Here is a 20,652-nt window from a genome sequence, read left to right as displayed (position 1 = left end):
CCTGGAAGCATTCACCGCCCGACGCCTGATCGTCCGATTCAACCGCGTCACCCGAAAAGTCTATCTATTGCGCCCCCAATACCTGGGCGGCATTCGAATCTTGGATTGGGAAAAGACACAACCCATCATCGAAAAAAGCATGACTGAACTGGAAGGGACAGGCGGCTTTATCTTGCTGGCCTGGGATAGGGGCCACGGCGTGGATCTTGAGGGCAACCCCACCGACAACATCGAGCTCGCCTTCGTCGGCAAGCCCACCCGCAACGCCAGCGAGCTGCTGGCCTTCTGGGAATACATCCGCCGCTACATGGAAGAAGGGCCCGACGCCGCTCCCGCCCCCAAGAATCTCATCAACAAATTTCCCTGGCCCTGGCTGTCATTCAAGGTCGCCTGGCGTCTGGACACCCAGTTCCTGCGTCACAGCGCATTGTGGATATTCGTAGCGCTCAACATCCTGATGCTGCCGGCCATTCTGATCCACGCGACCGGCCACTGGCTGTCATTGCTGCTCTGCTATGAGCCCAAGTTCCCACGGGCCATTGAGGAAGCCGGCGCACCAACAAAACGAGCTGGCCCTCGCTAAAGGAGCCAGCTCGCTTTCCCTACCGCCGCGCCGCTCGCACGCCGCGCGGCGCCGGGATGGGGATTCAGGCGGCTTCCACCCGGTTGGCGTCCAGCACCGTCATGGCCGTCATGTTGATGATGCGGCGCACGGTGGAGCTGTTGGTCAGGATGTGGACGGGCGCGTTGGCGCCCAGCAGGAACGGGCCCACGGCCACGTTGCCGCCGGCTGCCGTCTTGAGCAGGTTGTAGGCGATGTTGCCGGCATCCACGTTCGGGCACACCAGCAGGTTGGCTTCGCCCTTGAGCGTGGACGAAGGCAGGATGCGCATGCGCAGCGCCTCGTCCAGCGCGCAGTCGCCGTGCATTTCGCCGTCGATTTCCAGTTCCGGCGCGGCTTCGCGCACCAGTTCCAGGGCGCGGCGCATTTTCTCGCCCGAGGCCGAGCTGCCGGAGCCGAAGTTCGAGCGCGACAGCAGCGCCACCTTCGGGGCAAGGTTCATGCGCGCCATTTCCTGTGCGGCCATGATGGTGAATTCGGCGATCTGCTCGGCGGTGGGATCGTCGTTGATGTGCGTGTCCACCAGCACCACCGTGCGCTCGTCGAGCAGCAGGATGTTCATGGCGGCGTACACATTGTGGCCGGGGCGGCGGCCGATGACTTCGTCCACGAAGCGCAGGTGGTCGTGGTACGCGCCGACCGTGCCGCAGACCATGCCGTCGGCGTCGCCCAGGTGCACCATCATTGCGCCGATCAGCGTCAGGCGGCGGCGCATTTCGACGCGCGCCATTTCCTTGGTGATGCCGCGGCGGCTCATCAGTTCCCAGTACGTCGTCCAGTATTGGTGGAAACGTTCGTCGTATTCCGGGTTGGTGACTTCGACGTCTTCGCCCAGGCGCAGGCGCAGGCCGAATTTTTCGATACGGGAGAGCAGCACGGCGGGTCGGCCCACCAGGATGGGACGGGCCAGGCCCTCGTCGACGATCACCTGCACGGCGCGCAGCACGCGCTCGTCTTCGCCTTCGGTGAAGACGATGCGCGCCTTGCCTCCGCCGCGCACGATGCGTTTGGCGGCCGAGAACAAGGGCTTCATGAACGCGCCCGAGTGGTAGACGAACTGCTGGAGCTGCTCTTCGTAGGCTTCCAGGTCGGCCAGCGGGCGCGTCGCCACGCCGCCTTCCATCGCGGCCTTGGCCACGGCGGGTGCGATGCGCACGATGAGGCGCGGGTCGAAGGGCTTGGGGATCAGGTATTCGGGACCGAACGAGATGTCGTAGGTGCCGTAGGCGGCGGCCACGACTTCGTTCTGTTCTTCTTCGGCCAGTTCGGCGATGGCGTACACCGCCGCCATTTCCATTTCGCGGGTGATGGTCGTGGCGCCCACGTCCAGGGCGCCGCGGAAGATGTACGGAAAGCACAGCACGTTGTTGACCTGGTTCGGGTAATCCGACCGGCCCGTGGCCATGACCACGTCGTCGCGCACGCCGTGCGCCACTTCCGGCAGGATTTCCGGCGTGGGGTTGGCCAGCGCCAGGATCAGCGGACGCGACCCCATGGCGGCCACCATTTCCGGCTTGAGCACGCCGCCGGCCGACAGGCCCAGGAACACGTCGGCGTCCTGGATCACCTCGGCCAGCTTGCGCGCGCCGGTCTTTTGCGCAAAGCGCGCCTTGTCCGGGTCCATCAGCGTGGTGCGGCCCTCATAGACCACGCCCTCGATGTCGGTCACCCAGATGTTTTCCAGCGGCAGGCCCAGGTCCACCATCAGGTCCAGGCAGGCCAGCGCCGCGGCGCCCGCGCCCGACGTGACCACTTTGACCGTCTTGATGTCCTTGCCCACGACCTTCAGGCCGTTGATGAAGGCGGCCGACACCGTAATGGCGGTGCCGTGCTGGTCGTCGTGGAAAACGGGAATCTTCATGCGCTCGCGCAGCTTGCGCTCCACCGTGAAGCACTCGGGCGCCTTGATGTCTTCAAGGTTGATGCCGCCGAAGGTGGCTTCCAGGCCGGCGATGATCTCGACCAGCTTGTCCGGGTCGGTTTCGTTGATTTCGATGTCGAAAACATCCAGGCCGGCGAACTTCTTGAACAGCACCGCCTTGCCTTCCATGACCGGCTTGGAGGCCAGCGCGCCGATGTTGCCCAGGCCCAGCACCGCGGTGCCGTTGGTGATGACGCCCACCAGGTTGCCGCGCGCGGTGTAGCGGAACACATTGGCCGGATCGGCCACGATTTCCTCGCAGGCCGCCGCCACACCGGGCGAGTACGCCAGCGCCAGGTCGCGCTGGTTGACGAGCGGCTTGGACGCCACGACGGAAATCTTCCCCGGGGTGGGGTACTCGTGATAGTCCAATGCCGCCTGGCGGTCTGATTGCGTGTTCATGGGGCTGTAGCCTCGCTGTCTTGAAGTTGAAAAATTCTAGGCCCCAAGGCATAAGGTGATAATTCGGATTTAATATTGATCCATCAGCATTACCTTATACCTTGTCTATGACAGCCTTTGATCCGGATGCCGTTACCCGGAAATTGACCTCGCGCCTGAAGATGCGCCACCTGATCCTGCTCCTGCAGATCGAGCAGCACGGGTCGCTGACCCGGGTGGCCGAGCACATGGCGACCAGCCAGCCGGCTGTGACCAACGCCCTGGCCGAGCTGGAAAGCATGTTCGACGTGCCCTTGTTCGACCGCTCCGTGCGCGGCATGACGCCCACGCCGATGGGCGCCGTGGTGCTGGCGCGCGCCCGGGGGCTGGTCCACGACCTGGGGCACCTGGTGCAGGACATGGAAACCGTGGCGGCCGGGCACGCCGCCCACCTGCACATCGGCGTGATCCCGTTTGTCTCGGGCCAGATGCTGTCGGCGGCCATCGGCCGCACGCTGCCCCAGGGCCGGCAGATCACGGCCACCATCCACGAGGGGCAGGGCCCGGCGCTGCTGCGCCAACTGCGCGACCACACGCTGGACGTGGTGGTGGGATGGGCCACGCCGTCGGTGGACCTGACCCACATCGGCTTCGAGGTGCTGTATCACCAGCAGCCGCGCCTGATCGCCAGCCGCCGGCTGGCCGCCCGGCTGGGCCGGTCGCGGCTGGAATGGAACCGGCTGGCGGACCTGGACTGGATCCTGGGCACACCGGGCAGCCCGATCCGCGAGCAGGTGGCCAACATCTTCCTGCGCGCCGGGCTGGCGCCCCCGCCCCCGTCGGTCCAGAGCGACTCGTCCAAGCTGATCGGCGAAATGATCGTGGCAAGCGACCGCGCGGTGAGCATTCTGCCGGCCGACATCGCCGACGAACTGGTGCGCATCGCGGGCGCGGCCATCGTCCCGTACTCGTTCGATTGGACGCTGCCGCCGATATCGATCTTCACGCGGTCGGACGGCCTGCGGCGCAACGTGGAGGCGCTGTTCGCCGCCGCCCTGCGCGAGGTCTACACCCGGGGCGCTCGTCCGCCCTCTTGATCGTCGGCGCGACTCGGGCCGTCGTATCATGAAAGCCGGACTGACCCGTGCGGCCGCCGACTCCCGGCCCGGACGCGGCGCCGGTCCTCCGGGAGGCCGAAGGCAATGACGCAGGCGAGAACGCAGGCTCCGCAAGCTCCTCGACCCTGGCACCAGCTCTCCGTCCACGAGACGCTGGCCATCCAGGTGACCAGCGCCGCTGGCCTGTCCCAGGACCAGATCCGGCGCAGGCAGGAAACCCATGGCCTGAACGCCCTGCCACCCCCCGCCCGCCGCAGCGCCTGGCTGCGCTTTCTGGGCCATTTCAATGACGTGCTGATCTACATCCTGCTGGCTGCCGCGGTGGTGACCTCGCTGATGGGCCACTGGCTGGACACCACCGTCATCCTGGCCGTGGCGGTAATTAACGCCATCATCGGCTATGTGCAGGAGAGCCGGGCCGAGCGGTCGCTGGACGGCATCCGCAACATGATGTCGAACCGGGCCCGCGTGGTGCGCGATGGCCAGAAGGAGGACATCGACGCGCGCGACCTGGTGCCGGGAGACATCGTCATCCTGCGACCGGGCGACAAGATTCCCGCCGACGTGCGGCTGTTCGACGCGCACAACCTGCACGTCGAGGAATCGATGCTGACCGGCGAATCCACCGTCGTCGAAAAGCACGACGCGCCCTTGCCGGGCGACGCGGCGCTGGGCGACCGCCTGAATATCGGGTTCTCGGGCACGCACGTCAGCGCGGGCAACGCGCGCGGCATCGTCATCGCGACCGGCAGCGACACCGAGATCGGCCACATCAACCGCATGATGACCGACGTGCATGCGCTGCAGACGCCGCTGCTGCGGCAGATGGCGCTGCTGGGCAAGCGCATTTTCCACGTGGTGCTGGTGATGGTCGCGGTGCTGTTCGTCGTGGGACGCTACCTGCTCGGCATGCCGCTGCCCGACCTGCTGCTGTCCCTGATCAGCATCGCGGTCGCCTCCGTGCCCGAAGGCCTGCCCGCCATCATCTCCATCATCCTGTCGCTGGGCGTGCAGCGCATGGCGCGCAACCGCGCCATCATCCGCAAGCTGCCGACCGTGGAAACGCTGGGCGCGATGACGGTGATCTGCTCGGACAAGACCGGCACCCTGACCATGAACGAGATGACCGCCAAGAATGTGCTGCTGGCGCAGGGCGTCTACCACGTGGCGGGCGACAACTACCAGCCCATCGGCGAGATCACGCGCGCATCCGACGGGCTGCCGGTGGACTGGCGGCACGAGGACGCGCTGACCCGCTTCGTGCGCGCCGCGGCGATCTGCAACGACAGCCAGTTGCACGAGGACGCCGACGGTCAGTGGCGCATCGTGGGCGGCCCCACCGAGGGCGCGATGATGGTGCTGGCGGCCAAGGCGGGCCAGGGCCTGGACGGCGTGGCCAAGCATGGCAAGGTGCCGTTCGACTCCGGCTACAAGTACATGGCGCGCCGCTGCGACGACCACGGGCACAACCTGATCTACGTCACCGGCGCGCCCGACGTGCTGTTCAGGCTGTGCGCGCACGAGCAGGGCGAACATGGACCGCAGCCGCTGCGCCTGGACTACTGGGAACGCGGCCTGGCGGCCTTTGCGCAGCAGGGCCTGCGCACGCTGGCCGCGGCTTACAAGCCCGGCGCGGCGGGCGCCACCGCGCTGAGCCACGCCGACTTCCAGGACGGGCTCATCCTGCTCGGCGTGGCCGGCATCATGGACCCGCCCCGCCCCGAGGCCATCGCGGCCATCGCCCTGTGCAACCAGGCGGGCATCCGCGTAAAGATGATCACGGGCGATCATCCCGAAACCGCGCTCGCCATCGGCGCGATGCTGGGCATGACGCACGTGCGCGAGGCCATCACGGGCGCGCAGCTGCAGCAGATGGGCGACGAGGAACTGGCCGCGCGGGTGCGCGACCATGACATCTTTGCCCGCACCAGTCCCGAGCACAAGCTGCGCCTCGTGCGCGCGCTGCAGGGCATGGGCGAGGTGGTCGGCATGACGGGCGACGGCGTCAACGACGCCCCCGCGCTCAAGCAGGCCGACGTGGGCGTGGCCATGGGCATCAAGGGCACCGAAGTCACCAAGGAAGCCGCGGACATGGTGCTGGCGGACGACAACTTCGCCTCCATTGCCTATGCGGTGCGAGAGGGACGCCGCGTCTACGACAACCTGAAAAAGACGATCCTGTTCATCCTGCCGACCAACCTGGCGCAGGGCCTGCTCGTCATCGCCGCGCTCCTGGCCGGCGCGCAGGCGCCGCTGACGCCATTGCAGATCCTGTGGATGAACATGGCCACGTCCATCACGCTGTCGTTCGGCTTGGCGTTCGAACCCGCCGAGCCCGGCATGATGCACCGGCCGCCACGCGATCCGGCGAAATCCATCCTCGACGCCTTCGCGATCTGGCGCATCGCCTTCGTCGGCCTGCTGTTCATGGCGTCGGCGTTCGTCATCGAGAAAAGCCTGATCGCCGCGGGACGCGACGCGGATTTCATCCGCACCGTCATCCTGCAGACGCTGGTGACGGCGCAGTGGACCTACCTGTTCAACTGCCGCCTGCAGGACCGCTTTCCGCTTACGCCCAGCATGTTCCGCAACAAGGCGCTGTGGCTGGTCACGATCCTGCTGGGACTGCTGCAATGCGCCCTGGTCTACCTGCCCGGGATGAACCGCGTGTTCGGCACGGTGCCGCTGCCGCCCGAGTACTGGACGCTGACCCTGGTGGCCGCGGGCGTGCTGTTCTGCATCGTCGAGGGCGAAAAGTGGGTGCTGCGCCGGTGGCGCGCGCGCCGCACACAAAAAATGCCAATAAATGTAAAGGTCCCCGCCGCAAGGCGATGAGCGCTCCTATACTTGCGGCCGCCAAGTTTCACGCAGGAGGGCTCGCCGCTTGTTCACCATCTCTACAACCATCGCGAGCCGCCGCGCGCTGACCCTGCTGGGCCTCGCCGCGCTGGCTGCGCTGTCGGGCTGCGGCTCGCTCCTCGGAGAAGGCACCGGCGCCGCGGCCGGCATCGCCGGCACCGCCATCGCCAACAAGGTCACGGACAACGCCACTGTCGCCACCGGCATCGGCCTGGGGGTGCAGGCCGGCGCCAAGGCCGCGCTGGCCTATGCGCAGCGCCAGACGCGCGGCGAGGAACAGGACGCCATCGCCAAGGCGGCCGGTCCGCTGGCCGTCGGCAAGGTGGCCAACTGGAACGTCAAGCACGCGCTGCCCATCGAAGAGGACGCGCGCGGCCAGGTCACCGTCAGCCGCCTCATCGGCGGAGCCAATCTCGAATGCAAGGAAGTGGTGTTCTCGGTGGACACGCCGGCGGACAATTCGGACGCCGATCCGTTGCGCGAGTTCTACGTCACCACCGTGTGCCGAGACGGCGAGCACTGGCGCTGGGCCAGCGCCGAACCCGCCACGGCCCGCTGGGGTTCGCTCCAGTGAGGCGCGCGCTGGGCATGCTGGCGCTGGCCGCCAGCCTGGGCCTGGGCGGCTGCCAGAGCTCGTCCATCGGCCCCGCCACCGGCGCGGTGGTCGGCACGCTGAGCGGCGCGGCCACGGCCAATCCCGTCGCGGGCTTTGCGATCGGGGTGTCGGTGCAGGCGGCCGTGGACGCCACGGTGAAGTACGTCTTGCGTGAATGGAAAGACGACCAGCAGAACGTCATGGCCAATGCGGTGGGCGCGCTGCCTGTCGGCGAGGTGCGGCAATGGCAGATCCAGCGCACGCTGGCGGTGGGCAACGAGCGCGGCAGCATCCAGGCCGTGCGCGACATCGAGACGCCGCTGGCGCATTGCCGTGAAGTGCTGTTCACGGTGGAACTGGAGGGCGCCGCCCCCGCCTACGCCAGCACGATCTGCCGGCGGCAGGACGGCCAATGGAAGTGGGCGGCGGCCGAGCCGTCGGTGGCGCGCTGGACCGGTCTGCAATAGCGCCAGCGCGCTTGCCCGCCGCCTGTCCGGCGCGCGATACTGGGCCGACGCCCATCGCCCCCCCTTCCCCATGTCCGCAGGCCGCTTTCTCATGCAGCGCAGCGCCATCCCCGGCGTGCAGGCCGTGGACGCCTGCAGCCGCCACGCGTTCGCACGGCATACGCACGAGCAGTTCGGCATTGGGGTGATGCGCGAGGGCGCGCAGGTGTCGCACAGCGGGCGCGGCCAGGTCGAGGCGGGGCCGGGCGACGTCATCACCGTCAACCCGGGCGAGGTCCACGACGGCGCGCCGATCGGCGGCGGCGTGCGCGCCTGGCAGATGCTGTATCTGGACCCGGGGGTGATCGCCCAGGCCACCGCGGCCTATGAATTCGAACATCCTTCCCGAAAGCAACCCGGTCTTGCCCGCGACGTCCTGGCGCTCTACGCGCTCGTCACGTCGGGCGCGGCGCCGCTGGCGTGCGAGGCGCTGCTGCTGCGCGTGCTGGCGCAGGCGGGCGGTCCGCGCGGCGCGCCTGCCGCGGCCCCGCGCTCGCGCGGCGTGCCGGCCTCGCTTCGCCATGCGCTGGCCCTGGTCGACGACGATCCGGCCGCCGCGCTGTCGCTGGCCGACCTGGCCGCCGCCAGCGGCCTTGGCCGCTACCAGGTGCTGCGCGCCTTCCGGCGCGCAACCGGGCTGACGCCGCACGCCTACCAGATGCAGCGCCGCCTGCTGCTTGCGCGCCGGCTGATCCGGCAGGGCATGGCGCTGGCCGATGCGGCCGCGGCCGGCGGCTTTGCCGACCAGAGCCACATGACCCGCCTGTTCGTGCGCGCCTACGGCGTGTCGCCGCGCGGATACGCACTGGCCGCCCGCGGCGCCTGACGGCGCGCCTTCCCGCAATTTCGTTCAAGACCGGATGTGTTCCGGCGCCCTACGCTGCGCCTTTTCCACAAGGACGCACCCCATGGGCATCAGCGAACGAAGGCGCGGCCACGTCTACCTGGCGGCAGCCATGGCGCTGGTGGGCAGCACCGTCACGGCCAGCAAGATCATCGGCGCCGGGCTCCCGCCCTTCACGGCCACCGCGTTGCGCTTTGCGATCGCGCTGCCCTGCTTCGCCCTGCTGATGACCGCCACCGGCGCGCGCTTCCCCCGGCTGGGCCGGCGCGACTGGCTGCTGCTGGCGGTGCAGGCCGTCGCCGGGAGCGTCGGCTACACGACGCTGCTCATCGCCGGGCTCCAGCGCACCTCGGCGGTGGACGGCGGCATCATCCTGGGCACATTGCCGCTGGTGACCGCCGCGATCGCCATGCTGGTGCTGCGCGAACGGCCCGGCAAGCCGGCGCTGGCCGCCATCGGCATCGCCGCGTTCGGCGTGTGGCTGATGTCGCGCAACGCCCACGACGCGGGGAGCGCGGGGTCGCTGACGGGCAACGCGCTGATCCTGGGCGCGGTGGCCTGCGAAGGCCTCTTCATCCTGCTGAACAAGCGACTGCGCACGCCGGTCGCGCCGCTGGCGCTGTCGACCCTGATGGCGGGCTTCGGACTGGCGTTTTCCGCCTTGGTCTGCCTGGTCGAAGCGCCCTGGACCGTGTCCCTGACGCCCGCCGCGCTGCTTGCCGTCGGCTACTACGCGCTGGTGCCCACCGTGGGCGGATTCCTGCTCTGGTACGCAGGCGCTGCGCGGGTGGACGGGGCGGAAGCGGCAATGTTCACGGCCCTGGCGCCGGTATCGGCGGTGCTGCTGGCCGCGGGGCTGCTGGGCGAAGCGCTGTCCGCCAGCCAGCTCGCCGGCATGGCCTGCGTGCTGGGCGCGGCGCTGGCGCTGGGGCGGGCGCGGTCAGGGCCAGCCCCGGTCCAGGCCCGAAAGCGCACGGCGTCTACCCGCGGCTGAAGGCCAGCGCGAATTCGTCGGAAAAGATGTCCGCCAGCGACCGGCGCAGGGCCGCCGCGCGCTCCACGCCGTAGGCCGCCTCGAAGCGCTGTTGCGCGTCCCTCCAGAGGCGGCGGGACTCCGCCAGCTTCGCGCGGCCCGTCTCGGTGAGTTCGACCCGGCGGCTGCGGCCGTCGAGCGGGTCCCGCATCATGCGCACATAGCCGTCGCGCTGCAGGGGCTTGAGGTTGTGGGCCAGCGCGGACCGGTCCAGCACCATGGCCCGCGCCAGGTCCGTCATGGAAGGCGAGCCGGCGCGCGCGATATGGACCAGGATGGAATGCTGGGAGACTTTCAGCCCGCAAGGCGCCAGCACCGAGTCGTAGAGCTGCGACACGCGGCGCGTCGCCTTGCGCAACGCGGCGCCGTTGCAGATGAGCGGATCCGGGGGGACGGCGGCGCCTAGGGGCGGGGCATCGGACATGGCAGGCGGCATGGGTAAGTCTGCGGGTGAGGACATAACGCTACTGCCGGGGCGGTCCCGCGTCCAGTGCGTGATTTCCAGTGCGTGATTGACAGATATTGGCATATGCACGTAAATTTTATCGACCTTTTCCACAGGCCTGCCCCGTCCATGCCAGCGACTGTCCCGCCCCGCCCCGCCAATGCGCGCTTGCAGGCCATGCTTCACGCCCCCATCGCGCCCACGCTCGCGCGGCTGGCCTGGCCCAATATCCTGATGATGCTCGCGCAGTCCTCCACCGGCCTGATCGAGACCTGGTTCCTGGCGCGGCTGGGCACCCCCGTGCTGGCGGGCGTGGCGCTGGTGGTGCCGGTGCTGATGCTGATGCAGAACATGTCGCAGGGCGCGATGGGCGGCGGAATCTCCGCCGCCGTCGCGCGAGCCCTGGGCGGGGGCCGGCAGCTTGAAGCGGACCAGCTCGTGCTGCACGCTGTCGTGCTCAATGCGCTGCTGGGCATCGTCTTCTGCGTGCTGCTGCTGGCGTTCGGGCCGGCGCTGTACCGGGCGCTGGGCGCCGAGGGCGCGGCGCTCGACGCGGCGCTGGCCTATTCCAACGTCATCTTCGGCGGCATCGTCCTGATGTGGCTGATGAACGCGTTCGCCAGCGCCATTCGCGGCACGGGCAACATGCTGGTGCCCGGCGCGGTGATCTGCGGCGGCGCGCTACTGCTGGTGCCGCTCTCGCCCTGCCTGATTTTCGGATGGGGGCCCTTCCCGGCCCTGGGGGTGGCGGGCGGCGGCTGGGCGCTGGTGATCTACTACGCCGTGGGCACGCTCATCCTGGGCGCGTATTGCGCCAGCGGACGCAATGCGGCGCGGCTGGTGTCCAGCAAGCTGCACGCGGGACTCATGCGCAGCATCCTGAGCGTGGGCGCGCTGGCCACCATCAACCCGCTGCTGACCAACGCGCTGGTGGCCCTGACCGCCGCGCTGGTGGGCGCCTATTCGGGCGAGGCCGCGCTGGCGGGCTACGGCGTCGCGGTGCGCCTGGAATATCTGCTGATGCCGATCGCCTTCGGCCTGGGCGCCCCGATGGTGGCGATGGTGGGGTCCAACATCGGCGCGGGCCAACCGGAGCGCGCCATGCGCATCGCCCTGACCGGCGGCGCGATGGCCTTCGTGCTGGCCGAGGCCATCGGGCTGGCGGCGGCGTTCTTTCCCGAAGCGTGGCTGCGCCTGTTCGGCGCGCAGGACCACATGCTGCAGGCCGGCGCGGACTACCTGCGCATCGTCGGTCCGGTGTATGGCTTTTTTGCGCTGGGCTTTTCGCTGTATTTCGCGTCGCAGGGCGCGGGGCGCCTGAAATGGCCGCTCACCGCGGGATTTCTGCGCCTGCTCGTCGGCATCGGCGGGGGCGGCATCGCGCTGCACCTGACCGGATCGCTGACGGTGTTCTTCGTGATTCTGGCGGTGGCGATGAGCCTTTATGGCCTGATCATCCTGGCGGCCGTCGCGTCGGGCTCCTGGTTCGACCGCGGGCATCTGCCGGGACGCCGGCTGTTCGCGCGATAGGCGCCGCCGGCGCGTCACGCAAGGCGTACGCCACAAGGTCGGCCGCATAGGCGGGCAGGTCGTCGCGCACGCACAGCACCAGGTCGCGGGCGGCCCACGCGTCGGCCAGCGCAATCCGGGCCACCCCGGCCGCGCGGCCATAGCGCACGGCGGCCGCGCGCGGCACGATGGCGACACCCACGCCCTGCCCCACCATCCTGCAGACGGCCTCGAAACTGCGCAGCCGCACGCGATAGGACAAGGGCTTGCCGCTGCGCCGCGCATGGTGCGCGATGTGTTCCTGCAGCGCGCTGCCCTGCACCAGTCCCACGAATTCATGCCCGGCCACGTCGTCCAGCAGCACCAGCGGCCGCGTCGCGAGCGGATGGCCCCGCGGCACGATCAGTGTCAGCGGATCGTGGCGGAAGATGCGCGTGCGCAGGCCATGCAGGTCGGCCGAGTCCGCCAGCACCCCGATGTCGCACGCGCCGGCGCGCAGCGCATCGGCGATTTCGTGGCTGAGCCGCTCTTCCAGGTCGACGGAGATGCGCGGATGGTCCTTGAGAAACGCGCCCAGCACCGGCGGCAGGTATTCGCTGAGCGCCGTGGTGTTGCACAGCACGCGCACATGGCCCGCCAGGCCGAGGCCGTAGTGATCCAGCTCGCCGCGCATGCGGTCGATCTGGCCCAGCACCAGCCGGGCGTGGTGGACCAGGGTGCGTCCGGCCGGCGTGGCGTCGACGCCGCGCGGCTCGCGCACCAGCAGCGCCACGCCCAGCGCGTCTTCCATGCCCCGGATGCGCTCGCTGGCCGACGCCAGCGTCATGTGCGAACGGCGCGCGCCGCCCGTGATGGAGCCGCTTTCGTGCACGTTGAGAAAGAGACGAAGATCGGTCAGGTCGAATCGCATGAAAAAAGCGTAGCACGCCAGCCTCAGGCGCTGCCATAGCCTGGGTACGCAAGATCCCGATAGGCGCGGGTGCATCACGCACGACAAAATGCGACCCGTACCCACCCCAATTAGGAAATGCCGTGCATATCGCAATCCTGCACCTGCGCGCCACGCGCCGGCCGCCGTCGGCGTTGGCCGCGATGGCGAGGCCTGCCTCAGGCCTGGCCGAAGCGAGCCGCGGGCCGGACCGTGACATCGACGTTGCCCGGCGGCACGCGCCGCCCGCCCCCTGCGAGGCCGCATGACCCTCCTCGATCCGGCGCTGCTGGGCGCCATCGTTGCCGTGTTCGTGCTGGCCGGCGTGGTCAAGGGCGTCGTGGGCCTGGGCCTGCCCACCATTTCCATGGCATTGCTGGCGCTGGTGATGGCCCCGGCGCAGGCGGCGGCGCTGCTGATCGTGCCGTCGCTGATCACCAATCTCTGGCAGGCGCGGCCCTGGGCCACGCTGGGCGCAGTCCTGCGCCGCATCGCGGGCATGCAGGCGGGCGTCTACGCCGGGACGCTCGCCGGCGCGCTGTGGCTGGGCCCACCCTCCGGCCAGTGGGCCGGCGTCTGCCTCGGACTGGCGCTGGCGGCCTATGCCGCCTGGGGCCTGTTCGGCGCGCCGCCCCAACTGCCGCCGGATATGCCGCCCCGCCGCGCCCAACTGCTGGGCGCGGCCGCCGGCGCGCTCACCGGCCTGATCACTGCCGCCACCGGCGTGTTCGTCATCCCCGCCGTGCCGTATCTGCAGGCGCTGGATCTGGACAAGGATCAGCTCATCCAAGCCATGGGGATTTCCTTCACGGTCTCGACCGTGGCGCTGGCCGCGGGGTTGGGACTCAATGGCGGATACACCGCCGGCGCCGCGGGCGCCTCGCTCCTGATGCTGCTGCCCGCGCTGGCCGGCATGGCCCTGGGCCAGCGGCTGCGTCACCGGCTGTCGGCGCGCACGTTCAAACTGTGCTTCATGGTCAGCCTGGCGCTGCTGGGCGCCTATCAGGCCGCACGCGGCCTGGCGGTCATCGGGTCTTAGGCGGCCAGACGCCGTTCATCCACGAAGCCGATCGACACCGACATCTCGCGCCAGCGCGCCAGTTCCTGCTGCACCGCCTGGATCTTGCCGCGCGCCTGGTCGAATGCGTCGCGGCCCAGGAACAGGTGCAGGGGCGCGTACTGGGCCTGCGCGGCATGGATCAGCGCCTGCGCCGCCTTGACCGGATCGCCGCCCTGGTCCGCCGCGCGCGGCCCGCGCGCGGACAGTTCGGGCGAACCGCCGGGATCGCCGGCGCGCATCGCGCCCGGATAGACGAGCGACACGCGGATGCCCAGCGGCGCGGCCTCGGCGGCCAGGGTTTCGGTCAGGCCGCAGACCGCGAACTTGGCGGCGCTGTAGGCGCCCCACTGCGCGCAGCGCCCGTCAAAGCCCAGGATCGACGAGATGTTGAACACATGCCCGCCGCGCTGCGCGCGCAGGCGCGGCATCACGGCGCGGATGACGTTCAGCACGCCGAACACATGGGTATCGAAGGCGCCGCGCAGTTGCGCATCCGACAGGCTGTCCAGCGTCCCTTGCGGCCCCTGCCCCGCCCCGTTCACCACCACGTCGATGCCGCCGAACGCGGCGATGGTCGCGTCCACGGCCCGGCGCACGGCGCGTTCGTCGGCCAGGTTGACCGTCAGGGGCAGAAAGCGGCCTTCCAGCTTGGCGCCCACCGCCTCCAGCAATGCATCGCCGTCGCCCGACGTGGCCGCCACCTTGTGGCCCTGGTCCAGCAGCATTTTGACCAGCACCAGGCCCAACCCCGCCGACGCATCCGTCACCAGCCAGATTTTTTCCGTGTTCATGTGATTCCCTTCCCTTGCTCGCGGCGGCCGGCGAGATGCCTGGCCCCCCGGGCCGAGGCTGGCGCGCTCCGCAGAGCCGATGGCCAGCACGGCCCTGGACAGGATAGTAAGAACCGGGGATAGGCCCGTACAGGCTCGATCTTGCGTGAAACCTGCCTATTTCTACGGCGATGCGCGCGGGGCCGTCCGGACGCGGGCATCGGGCGCGGCCGGCAGGCCCGCCCGATATGGCGGATAATCCGTCTGTTTGCCGCCGCCACGCGCGGCGGATCATTGCGGCGCCTTTTGCCCCGCAGCTTTCGGAGTCAGCTATGTATCGCGGCATTGAGGCGATCGAACACTTCATGGAATCCATCGGCCTGCCCTGGCAGCCCGGCAAGACCGCGCGCGCCGAACTGCGCGCCAGCTACCGTATCGGCAACACCCGTCCGCTGGGCATCGACTGCACGCTGGTGGAGTTCCACTGCGACGCCAAGCGGGCCAAGGTATGGGTGCCGGAATTCTCGCGCACGAGTTTTCACCAGTGGTTCGAGGTGCCCTACCAGGAGTTCGAATTCACGCCCGGCGGCTCCATGCTCAAGATCAAGGCCGCGGCCCGCGGCAACGCGCCGCCCTACAGCGTGGGCATTAAGCCGCTGGCCTGATCGCCTCGCCGGGCGCGCCGTTCAGAGCTGCTTGTACATGATCGTCGTGCCGTCCACCTTGGCCGGGTCGATCGGATCGCGCGCAAAGCCCGGAATCACCCCCACCGTCTGGTAGCCCAGCGCCGCATACAGCGGCTCGGCCGCGTCGCCCGTGCGCGTGTCCAGGGTGAGCAGGCTGCGGTTCAGCCGGACCGCCATGGCCTCGACCTCGCGCATCAGCCGGCGCGCAATGCCCTGCCGGCGCCAGTCCGGATGCACCAGCAGCTTGCGCACCTCGGCGCGGTGCGGCTGGTTGGGCGGCGTGTCGGTATCGAGCTGCACGGAACCCGCGATCCGCCCGTCCACGCGCGCCGCCCACAGGGTGAGCGCCCCGCTCCGGACGCCCGGCAGCACCTTGCCGCGCCAGAACGACGCCGCGTCCTCAGGGGTGTAGGGCAAGACGAAACTGACGCTGGCGCCCGCGTGCACGCAGGCATGCAGCAGGGTGGCGAGCTCGGGCACGGCGGCCGCGGCGGCGTCGGCCGGCAGCGGCATCACTTCAAGGCGGGCAGAGGACATGGCAGGGCTCAGACGATGAAAAGCAGATAACGGGCGCCGCTGTGCGGCGGGGTCGCGAAGGCGCTGGCGCCGAACAGCTGATAGCGCAGGCAGTCGCCGGGAAGCAGCCGATGCGCCTGGCCATCCACGGTGATGGACAGTTCGCCATCCAGCATCAGCAGATGGTGTTCCAGCCCCGGCCGCGGCGATTGTTCATAGGCGATGCGGGCGTTCGCGGCCAGTTCGCAGGCCAGCACCTCGCCCGCGAGCCGCTGCGACGGCGGCGACACCGACCGGCGCCGGAAGCCGACGGAGTCGTCCACCCAGACCGCCTGCGCCTGTTCGGGCACCCGGGCGACGAAGTCGTCCTCAACCATCAGCATCAGGCGCGACATGGTCAGACCATAGGCGGCGCACAGTTTGCCGAGCACGCTGGCGGTCGGACTGACCTCGGCATTTTCGAGCCGCGAGAGCGTCGCGCGGCTGATGCCGGCGCGGGCGGCCAGATCGTCCAGGGACCACCCCCGGTCCTGGCGCAGCATTTTGAGGCGGGCGGCAAGACGATGGTCCAGCCCGGGGTCGGCGGCGGCCGTCGATTTTTCCATAATTGAGAATTTATCCCAGATATGAAATTCGGTCGACTGCGTGTATTCCCCAATGCGGATCGCGCCCGGCAACCGGGACACTACGAAAGAACCGCGCCGGATTCGGCACAATAGCGGTCATGCCAACGGCCTGACTCCCCTACATGACCTTTCTTTGCGCGTTGACTACCGGTTCCCTCCCCTCGCTGCACGAGCGCAGCGTGTCGCACGCGCTCACCGCTGAAGAAGCCCAGGCCACGCCGCTGGGCCAGGCGATCGCCCCGCTCGTGGCCGCGCATCCCGGCAAATCCGGCATCCATGCCCTGGCCCACCCCCACGACGCCTTCGCCGCGCGCATGATGCTGGCGCGCGCAGCCGAACGCAGCCTGGATGTGCAGTACTACATCTGGCATGGCGACATGACGGGCACCATGCTGCTGGAGGCCCTGCACGACGCGGCCGACCGCGGCGTGCGGGTGCGCCTGCTGCTGGACGACAACGGCACGTCCGGGCTGGACCAGACGCTGTCCGCGCTGGACGGCCATCCGAACATCGACGTGCGGCTCTACAACCCTTTCGCGGTGCGCTGGCCCAAGCCGCTGGGCTACCTGACGGATTTTTCCCGCCTGAACCGCCGGATGCACAACAAGTCGTTCACCGCGGACAACCAGGCCACGATCGTCGGCGGGCGCAACATCGGCGACGAGTATTTCGGCGCCACCCATGGCGTGCTGTTCGCGGACCTGGACGTGCTGGCCATCGGCGCGGCGGTCGGCGACGTGTCGGCGGACTTCGATCGGTATTGGAGCAGCGATTCCGCGTATCCGGTGTCGGGCCTGCTCAAGAAGGCCGCGTCCAACGAGCTGGACGAGCTGGAGGCCGACGCGGCCACGGTCGAACGATCGCCCGAAGCCGCCGCTTATGCGCAGGCCATGCGCGAGCTGCCGTTCATACGCCAGCTGCTGCGCGGCGAACTTCCCATGGAGTGGACGCAGACGCGCATGGTCAGCGACGACCCGCGCAAGACGCTGGGCACCGCGCCGCGCGAGGCGATGCTGCCGCACCAGTTGCAGGACATCCTGGGCGTGCCGGCCAAGGCGCTGGTGCTGGTGTCGCCCTATTTCGTGCCCACGGCGGCGGGCACGCGCGCGTTCGCCAACATGGCGCGCAATGGCGTCAAGGTGCGGGTGCTGACCAATGCGCTGGAAGCGACCGATGTGGCGGTCGTGCACTCGGGCTACGCCAAGCGCCGCAAGGACCTGCTGGCCGCCGGCGTCGAGCTCTACGAAATGAAGCGGATGGCCCAACCCGTCGAGCGCAACAAGGGTTTGGGGCCTTTCGGCAGTTCGGGCTCCAGCCTGCACGCCAAGACCTTTGCCGTGGACGGCGAGCGTGTGTTCGTTGGCTCGTTCAACTTCGACCCGCGCTCGGCGCGCCTGAACACCGAACTGGGCTTTGTCATCGACAGCCCGACGCTGGCGCGGCACATCGAGGATACGTTCGACGACGAGCTTGCCCGCACCGCCTACCGCGTGCGGATCGACGAGATGGGCAAGCTCTACTGGCTGGACACGCGCGACGGCCAGACCGTGCGCCACGACCGCGAGCCGGGCGCCACGCTCTGGCAGCGCCTGACGGTGTGGATCGCGTCGCGGCTGCCGCTGGAGCCTTTGCTGTAAGACTGGCAACAAGCGGAGTGGCCCGCCCGCGCGCAAGGCGTAGACTGGACACGGATTTCAGACATTTTCCGCCCGCCATGACCAAGACGCCCGCCGACGCCCTGCTCGCGCAGTTGGACTGGAGCCGCGCCGCCGCCGACCTGGATGCGCACGGCCACGCCATCCTGCCCGCCCTGTTGACGCCCGCCCAGTGCGCCAGCCTGTCCGACGACTACGGCGCGGACGAACCCTACCGCAGCCGGATCGTCATGGCGCGCCACGGCTTCGGCCGGGGCGAGTACAAGTACTTCCGCTACCCCTTGCCCGACCTGCCCCGGCAGTTGCGCGGCGGGCTGTATCCGCACCTGGCGCCGATCGCCAACCGCTGGAACCGGCAGATGGGGATCGATGTGCAGTATCCCGCCGACCATGCGTCATTTCTGGCGCGCTGCCACGCGGCCGGCCAGCGCCGGCCGACGCCGCTGATCCTGCAATACGGACCGGGCGACTACAACTGCCTACACCAGGACCTGTACGGCGAACACGTTTTTCCCTTGCAGGTGGCCGTGCTGCTGTCCCGGCCCGGCGAGGATTTCACCGGCGGCGAATTCGTCATGACCGAAACCGGCAGCCGCGAGCAGCGCGCCGACGTCCTGCCCCTGCAACAGGGCGATGCCCTGGTCTTTACCGTGAACCAGCGCCCGGTGCCCGGCGCGCGCGGCTGGCGCAGGGTGGCCATGCGCCATGGCGTCAGCGAACTGCGCTCGGGACGGCGCCACACGCTGGGCCTCATCTTCCATGACGCGGTGTGACATGACCCTGACCCTGGATCTTTTTGGCGGCGACGATCCGGCCCAGCACGGGCGCGTGGCGCTCGGCCCGCAGTCGGTGGTGCTGCGCGGCTATGCGTTGCCGGTGGTGGAGGCCCTGCTGGCGGGCGTGGACGCCGTGACCGCGCAGGCGCCGTTCCGGCAGATGGTGACGCCGGGCGGCTACACGATGTCGGTGGCGCTGACCAACTGCGGCGAACTGGGGTGGACCACGGACGCCCGCGGCTATCGCTACAGCCGCATCGACCCGCAAACCGGCCAGCCTTGGCCCGCGATGCCGGACGCCTTCAGGGAACTGGCGCAGGACGCGGCGCGAGAGGCCGGCTTTCCCGGTTTCTCGCCGGATGCGTGCCTGGTCAACCGCTACGAGCCCGGATCGCGCCTGTCGCTGCACCAGGACCGCAACGAACGCGATTACGGCGCGCCCATCGTGTCCGTTTCGCTGGGCATGCCGGCCGTGTTCCTGTTCGGTGGCGACGCGCGCGGGGACCGGGCCGCCCGGGTGCCGCTCTTTCACGGCGACGTCGTCGTCTGGGGCGGGGTGGACCGGCTGCGCTTTCATGGCGTCATGCCCTTGAAAGACCTGCCGCACCCGCGCCTGGGCAGCCGGCGCATCAACTTCACCCTGCGCAAGGCGGGCTAGCCGGCGCCGCACACCGGCCCGGCTAGCCCGCGGTCCGTCACGCAATACGGGTTCGCCGCGTCTGGCGGCGCGAGCGCGCCGGCCCTACTATGGCGCTCCCCTCGCCCCGCCCCCTCGGAGCCCCATGCGTACCCGCACTGCCCTCGCCCTGCTTTGTGCCCTGCTTTTCGCCCTGACCGGCGCGCCTGCCCTCGCGGCCGCGCCGCCTGCCGTCGTCGAGAACTCCCTGGGCATGACGTTCGTGCCCGTGCCGGCCGGCACGTTCCAGATGGGCAGCGACGAGACGCCCCAGGCGCTTGCCGCCGCCTATCCCCACTATCCGCCCGACCGCTACGCCCAGCTCTCGGACGAAGCGCCGGTGCACACCGTGCGCATTACCCGGCCGTTCTATCTGGCGCGCACCGAAGTCACCGTGGGCCAGTTCAGGCGTTTCATCGAAGCCTCCGGCTACATCCCGGAGTCCGAGGCCGACGGCACGGGCGGCTATGGCTATAACGCCGCCTACGACCCCGAAACCTCCGCCTCCGGCGACGCCTTCGAAGGCCGCGACCGCCGCTACTCCTGGCGCAATCCCGGCTTTGCGCAGGGCGACGATCACCCCGTGGTGAACATCAGCTGGAACGACGCCATGGCGCTGGCGCAGTGGCTGACCCGAACCGAAGGCCGCGTCTACCGGCTGCCCACCGAGGCCGAATGGGAATATGCCTGCCGCGCCGGCGCCCGCACGCGCTACCAGAACGGCGACGACCCGGCCGGGATGCCCGACGTGGGCAATGGCTTCGACGCGGACGCCGCCCCCCTGTGGCCGACATGGCAGGTCTACGCCTCGTCCCGCCGCGACGGCAACACATTCACCGCGCCGGTCGCCCGCTACGCCCCCAACGCGTTCGGCCTGTACGACATGCACGGCAACGCCTGGGAATGGGTCTCGGACTGGTACGGCGAGGACTACTACACAAACTCGCCGACCGACGACCCGCAAGGCCCGGCCACCGGCAACGTGCGCGTGCGCCGCGGCGGCTCCTGGCACACCTGGGCGCTGTACACCCGCGCCTCGTACCGCAACTGGAACACGCAGGAAACGCGCTATCCGCTGGTCGGGATGCGCCTGGTGCGCGAGGCCGACCCGGCCGATTGACGAAAA

20 protein-coding genes are annotated in these 20,652 nt (G+C 69.3%); 14 read left to right on the top strand and 6 right to left on the bottom strand.

Translation table 11 applies throughout. The features are described from left to right. Positions 1-583: DUF6708 domain-containing protein (locus BMW75_RS16280; RefSeq protein WP_371467222.1), on the top strand; the 583-nt coding region annotated here is incomplete at its 5' end. Between the two features lie 64 nt (positions 584-647). Here BMW75_RS16280 and BMW75_RS16275 read toward each other — a convergent pair. Further along, complete coding sequence (locus BMW75_RS16275) at positions 648-2,945, bottom strand: NADP-dependent malic enzyme (RefSeq protein ID WP_092580775.1); 2,298 nt, start codon at positions 2,943-2,945, stop codon at positions 648-650. Positions 2,946-3,052: 107 nt separating this feature from the next. Here BMW75_RS16275 and BMW75_RS16270 point away from each other — a divergent pair, with 107 nt between their 5' ends. From BMW75_RS16270 to BMW75_RS16245, 6 genes are all read left to right on the top strand, one after another. Continuing rightward, positions 3,053-4,021, top strand: coding sequence for a LysR substrate-binding domain-containing protein (locus BMW75_RS16270; protein ID WP_076516306.1), 969 nt, complete (start codon positions 3,053-3,055; stop codon positions 4,019-4,021). Positions 4,022-4,126: 105 nt separating this feature from the next. Then, the gene (locus tag BMW75_RS16265) at positions 4,127-6,877 is read left to right on the top strand and encodes a cation-transporting P-type ATPase (protein WP_092580773.1); all 2,751 of its coding nucleotides are present in this window, start codon (positions 4,127-4,129) and stop codon (positions 6,875-6,877) included. 49 nt (positions 6,878-6,926) lie between these two features. Continuing rightward, positions 6,927-7,475 carry a hypothetical protein gene (locus BMW75_RS16260; RefSeq protein ID WP_092580771.1) on the top strand — a complete coding sequence of 183 codons (549 nt, stop codon included), beginning with the start codon at positions 6,927-6,929 and terminating at the stop codon, positions 7,473-7,475. Continuing rightward, positions 7,472-7,963, top strand: a complete 492-nt coding sequence (locus BMW75_RS16255; protein WP_076516312.1) for a hypothetical protein — start codon at positions 7,472-7,474, stop codon at positions 7,961-7,963. The genes BMW75_RS16260 and BMW75_RS16255 overlap by 4 nt, the downstream gene beginning before the upstream one ends. Before the next feature lie 70 nt (positions 7,964-8,033). Next, positions 8,034-8,828 carry an AraC family ligand binding domain-containing protein gene (locus BMW75_RS16250; RefSeq protein WP_092580769.1) on the top strand — a complete coding sequence of 265 codons (795 nt, stop codon included), beginning with the start codon at positions 8,034-8,036 and terminating at the stop codon, positions 8,826-8,828. Between the two features lie 82 nt (positions 8,829-8,910). Beyond that, positions 8,911-9,840, top strand: coding sequence for a DMT family transporter (locus tag BMW75_RS16245; protein WP_092580767.1), 930 nt, complete (start codon positions 8,911-8,913; stop codon positions 9,838-9,840). Here BMW75_RS16245 and BMW75_RS16240 read toward each other — a convergent pair. Beyond that, positions 9,827-10,315, bottom strand: coding sequence for a MarR family winged helix-turn-helix transcriptional regulator (locus tag BMW75_RS16240; RefSeq protein ID WP_371467219.1), 489 nt, complete (start codon positions 10,313-10,315; stop codon positions 9,827-9,829). The two genes, BMW75_RS16245 and BMW75_RS16240, sit on opposite strands and share 14 nt — an antisense overlap. A gap of 186 nt (positions 10,316-10,501) precedes the next feature. On the opposite strand from BMW75_RS16240, the gene BMW75_RS16235 reads away from it, so the two are divergent. Next, complete coding sequence (locus tag BMW75_RS16235) at positions 10,502-11,854, top strand: MATE family efflux transporter (protein WP_092580830.1); 1,353 nt, start codon at positions 10,502-10,504, stop codon at positions 11,852-11,854. Here the strand turns inward: BMW75_RS16235 and BMW75_RS16230 are convergent. Beyond that, positions 11,778-12,743, bottom strand: coding sequence for a LysR substrate-binding domain-containing protein (locus BMW75_RS16230; protein ID WP_092580765.1), 966 nt, complete (start codon positions 12,741-12,743; stop codon positions 11,778-11,780). The genes BMW75_RS16235 and BMW75_RS16230 overlap by 77 nt on opposite strands. Positions 12,744-13,026: 283 nt before the next feature. Here BMW75_RS16230 and BMW75_RS16225 point away from each other — a divergent pair, with 283 nt between their 5' ends. Then, complete coding sequence (locus tag BMW75_RS16225; protein WP_092580763.1) at positions 13,027-13,800, top strand: sulfite exporter TauE/SafE family protein; 774 nt, start codon at positions 13,027-13,029, stop codon at positions 13,798-13,800. Here the strand turns inward: BMW75_RS16225 and BMW75_RS16220 are convergent. Then, entirely contained in the window at positions 13,797-14,612 is an 816-nt protein-coding gene (locus tag BMW75_RS16220) for an SDR family NAD(P)-dependent oxidoreductase (protein ID WP_092580761.1), read from the bottom strand. The two genes, BMW75_RS16225 and BMW75_RS16220, sit on opposite strands and share 4 nt — an antisense overlap. Before the next feature lie 311 nt (positions 14,613-14,923). Here BMW75_RS16220 and BMW75_RS16215 point away from each other — a divergent pair, with 311 nt between their 5' ends. Next, positions 14,924-15,256 (top strand): hypothetical protein, encoded by a 333-nt coding sequence (locus tag BMW75_RS16215; protein WP_076516322.1) that lies wholly within the window; start codon positions 14,924-14,926, stop codon positions 15,254-15,256. A gap of 21 nt (positions 15,257-15,277) precedes the next feature. Here BMW75_RS16215 and BMW75_RS16210 read toward each other — a convergent pair whose 3' ends face one another. After that, the gene (locus BMW75_RS16210) at positions 15,278-15,814 is read right to left on the bottom strand and encodes a GNAT family N-acetyltransferase (protein ID WP_092580760.1); all 537 of its coding nucleotides are present in this window, start codon (positions 15,812-15,814) and stop codon (positions 15,278-15,280) included. Between the two features lie 8 nt (positions 15,815-15,822). After that, positions 15,823-16,398, bottom strand: a complete 576-nt coding sequence (locus BMW75_RS16205; protein ID WP_092580758.1) for a helix-turn-helix domain-containing protein — start codon at positions 16,396-16,398, stop codon at positions 15,823-15,825. Between the two features lie 143 nt (positions 16,399-16,541). On the opposite strand from BMW75_RS16205, the gene BMW75_RS16200 reads away from it, so the two are divergent. From BMW75_RS16200 to BMW75_RS16185, 4 genes are all read left to right on the top strand, one after another. Then, positions 16,542-18,056 carry a phospholipase D family protein gene (locus BMW75_RS16200; RefSeq protein ID WP_092580756.1) on the top strand — a complete coding sequence of 505 codons (1,515 nt, stop codon included), beginning with the start codon at positions 16,542-16,544 and terminating at the stop codon, positions 18,054-18,056. A gap of 77 nt (positions 18,057-18,133) precedes the next feature. After that, positions 18,134-18,847, top strand: a complete 714-nt coding sequence (locus BMW75_RS16195) for a 2OG-Fe(II) oxygenase (protein WP_092580754.1) — start codon at positions 18,134-18,136, stop codon at positions 18,845-18,847. 1 nt (position 18,848) lies between these two features. Further along, the gene (alkB, locus tag BMW75_RS16190; protein WP_092580752.1) at positions 18,849-19,508 is read left to right on the top strand and encodes a DNA oxidative demethylase AlkB; all 660 of its coding nucleotides are present in this window, start codon (positions 18,849-18,851) and stop codon (positions 19,506-19,508) included. 124 nt (positions 19,509-19,632) lie between these two features. After that, positions 19,633-20,646 carry a formylglycine-generating enzyme family protein gene (locus tag BMW75_RS16185; protein ID WP_092580750.1) on the top strand — a complete coding sequence of 338 codons (1,014 nt, stop codon included), beginning with the start codon at positions 19,633-19,635 and terminating at the stop codon, positions 20,644-20,646. Positions 20,647-20,652 lie beyond the last annotated feature (6 nt).

This window comes from Achromobacter sp. NFACC18-2, from assembly GCF_900108985.1.
Taxonomy (GTDB): domain Bacteria; phylum Pseudomonadota; class Gammaproteobacteria; order Burkholderiales; family Burkholderiaceae_B; genus Achromobacter.
The sequence above is the reverse complement of the archived record's forward strand: the minus strand, read 5'-3'. Positions and strand labels throughout refer to the sequence as shown.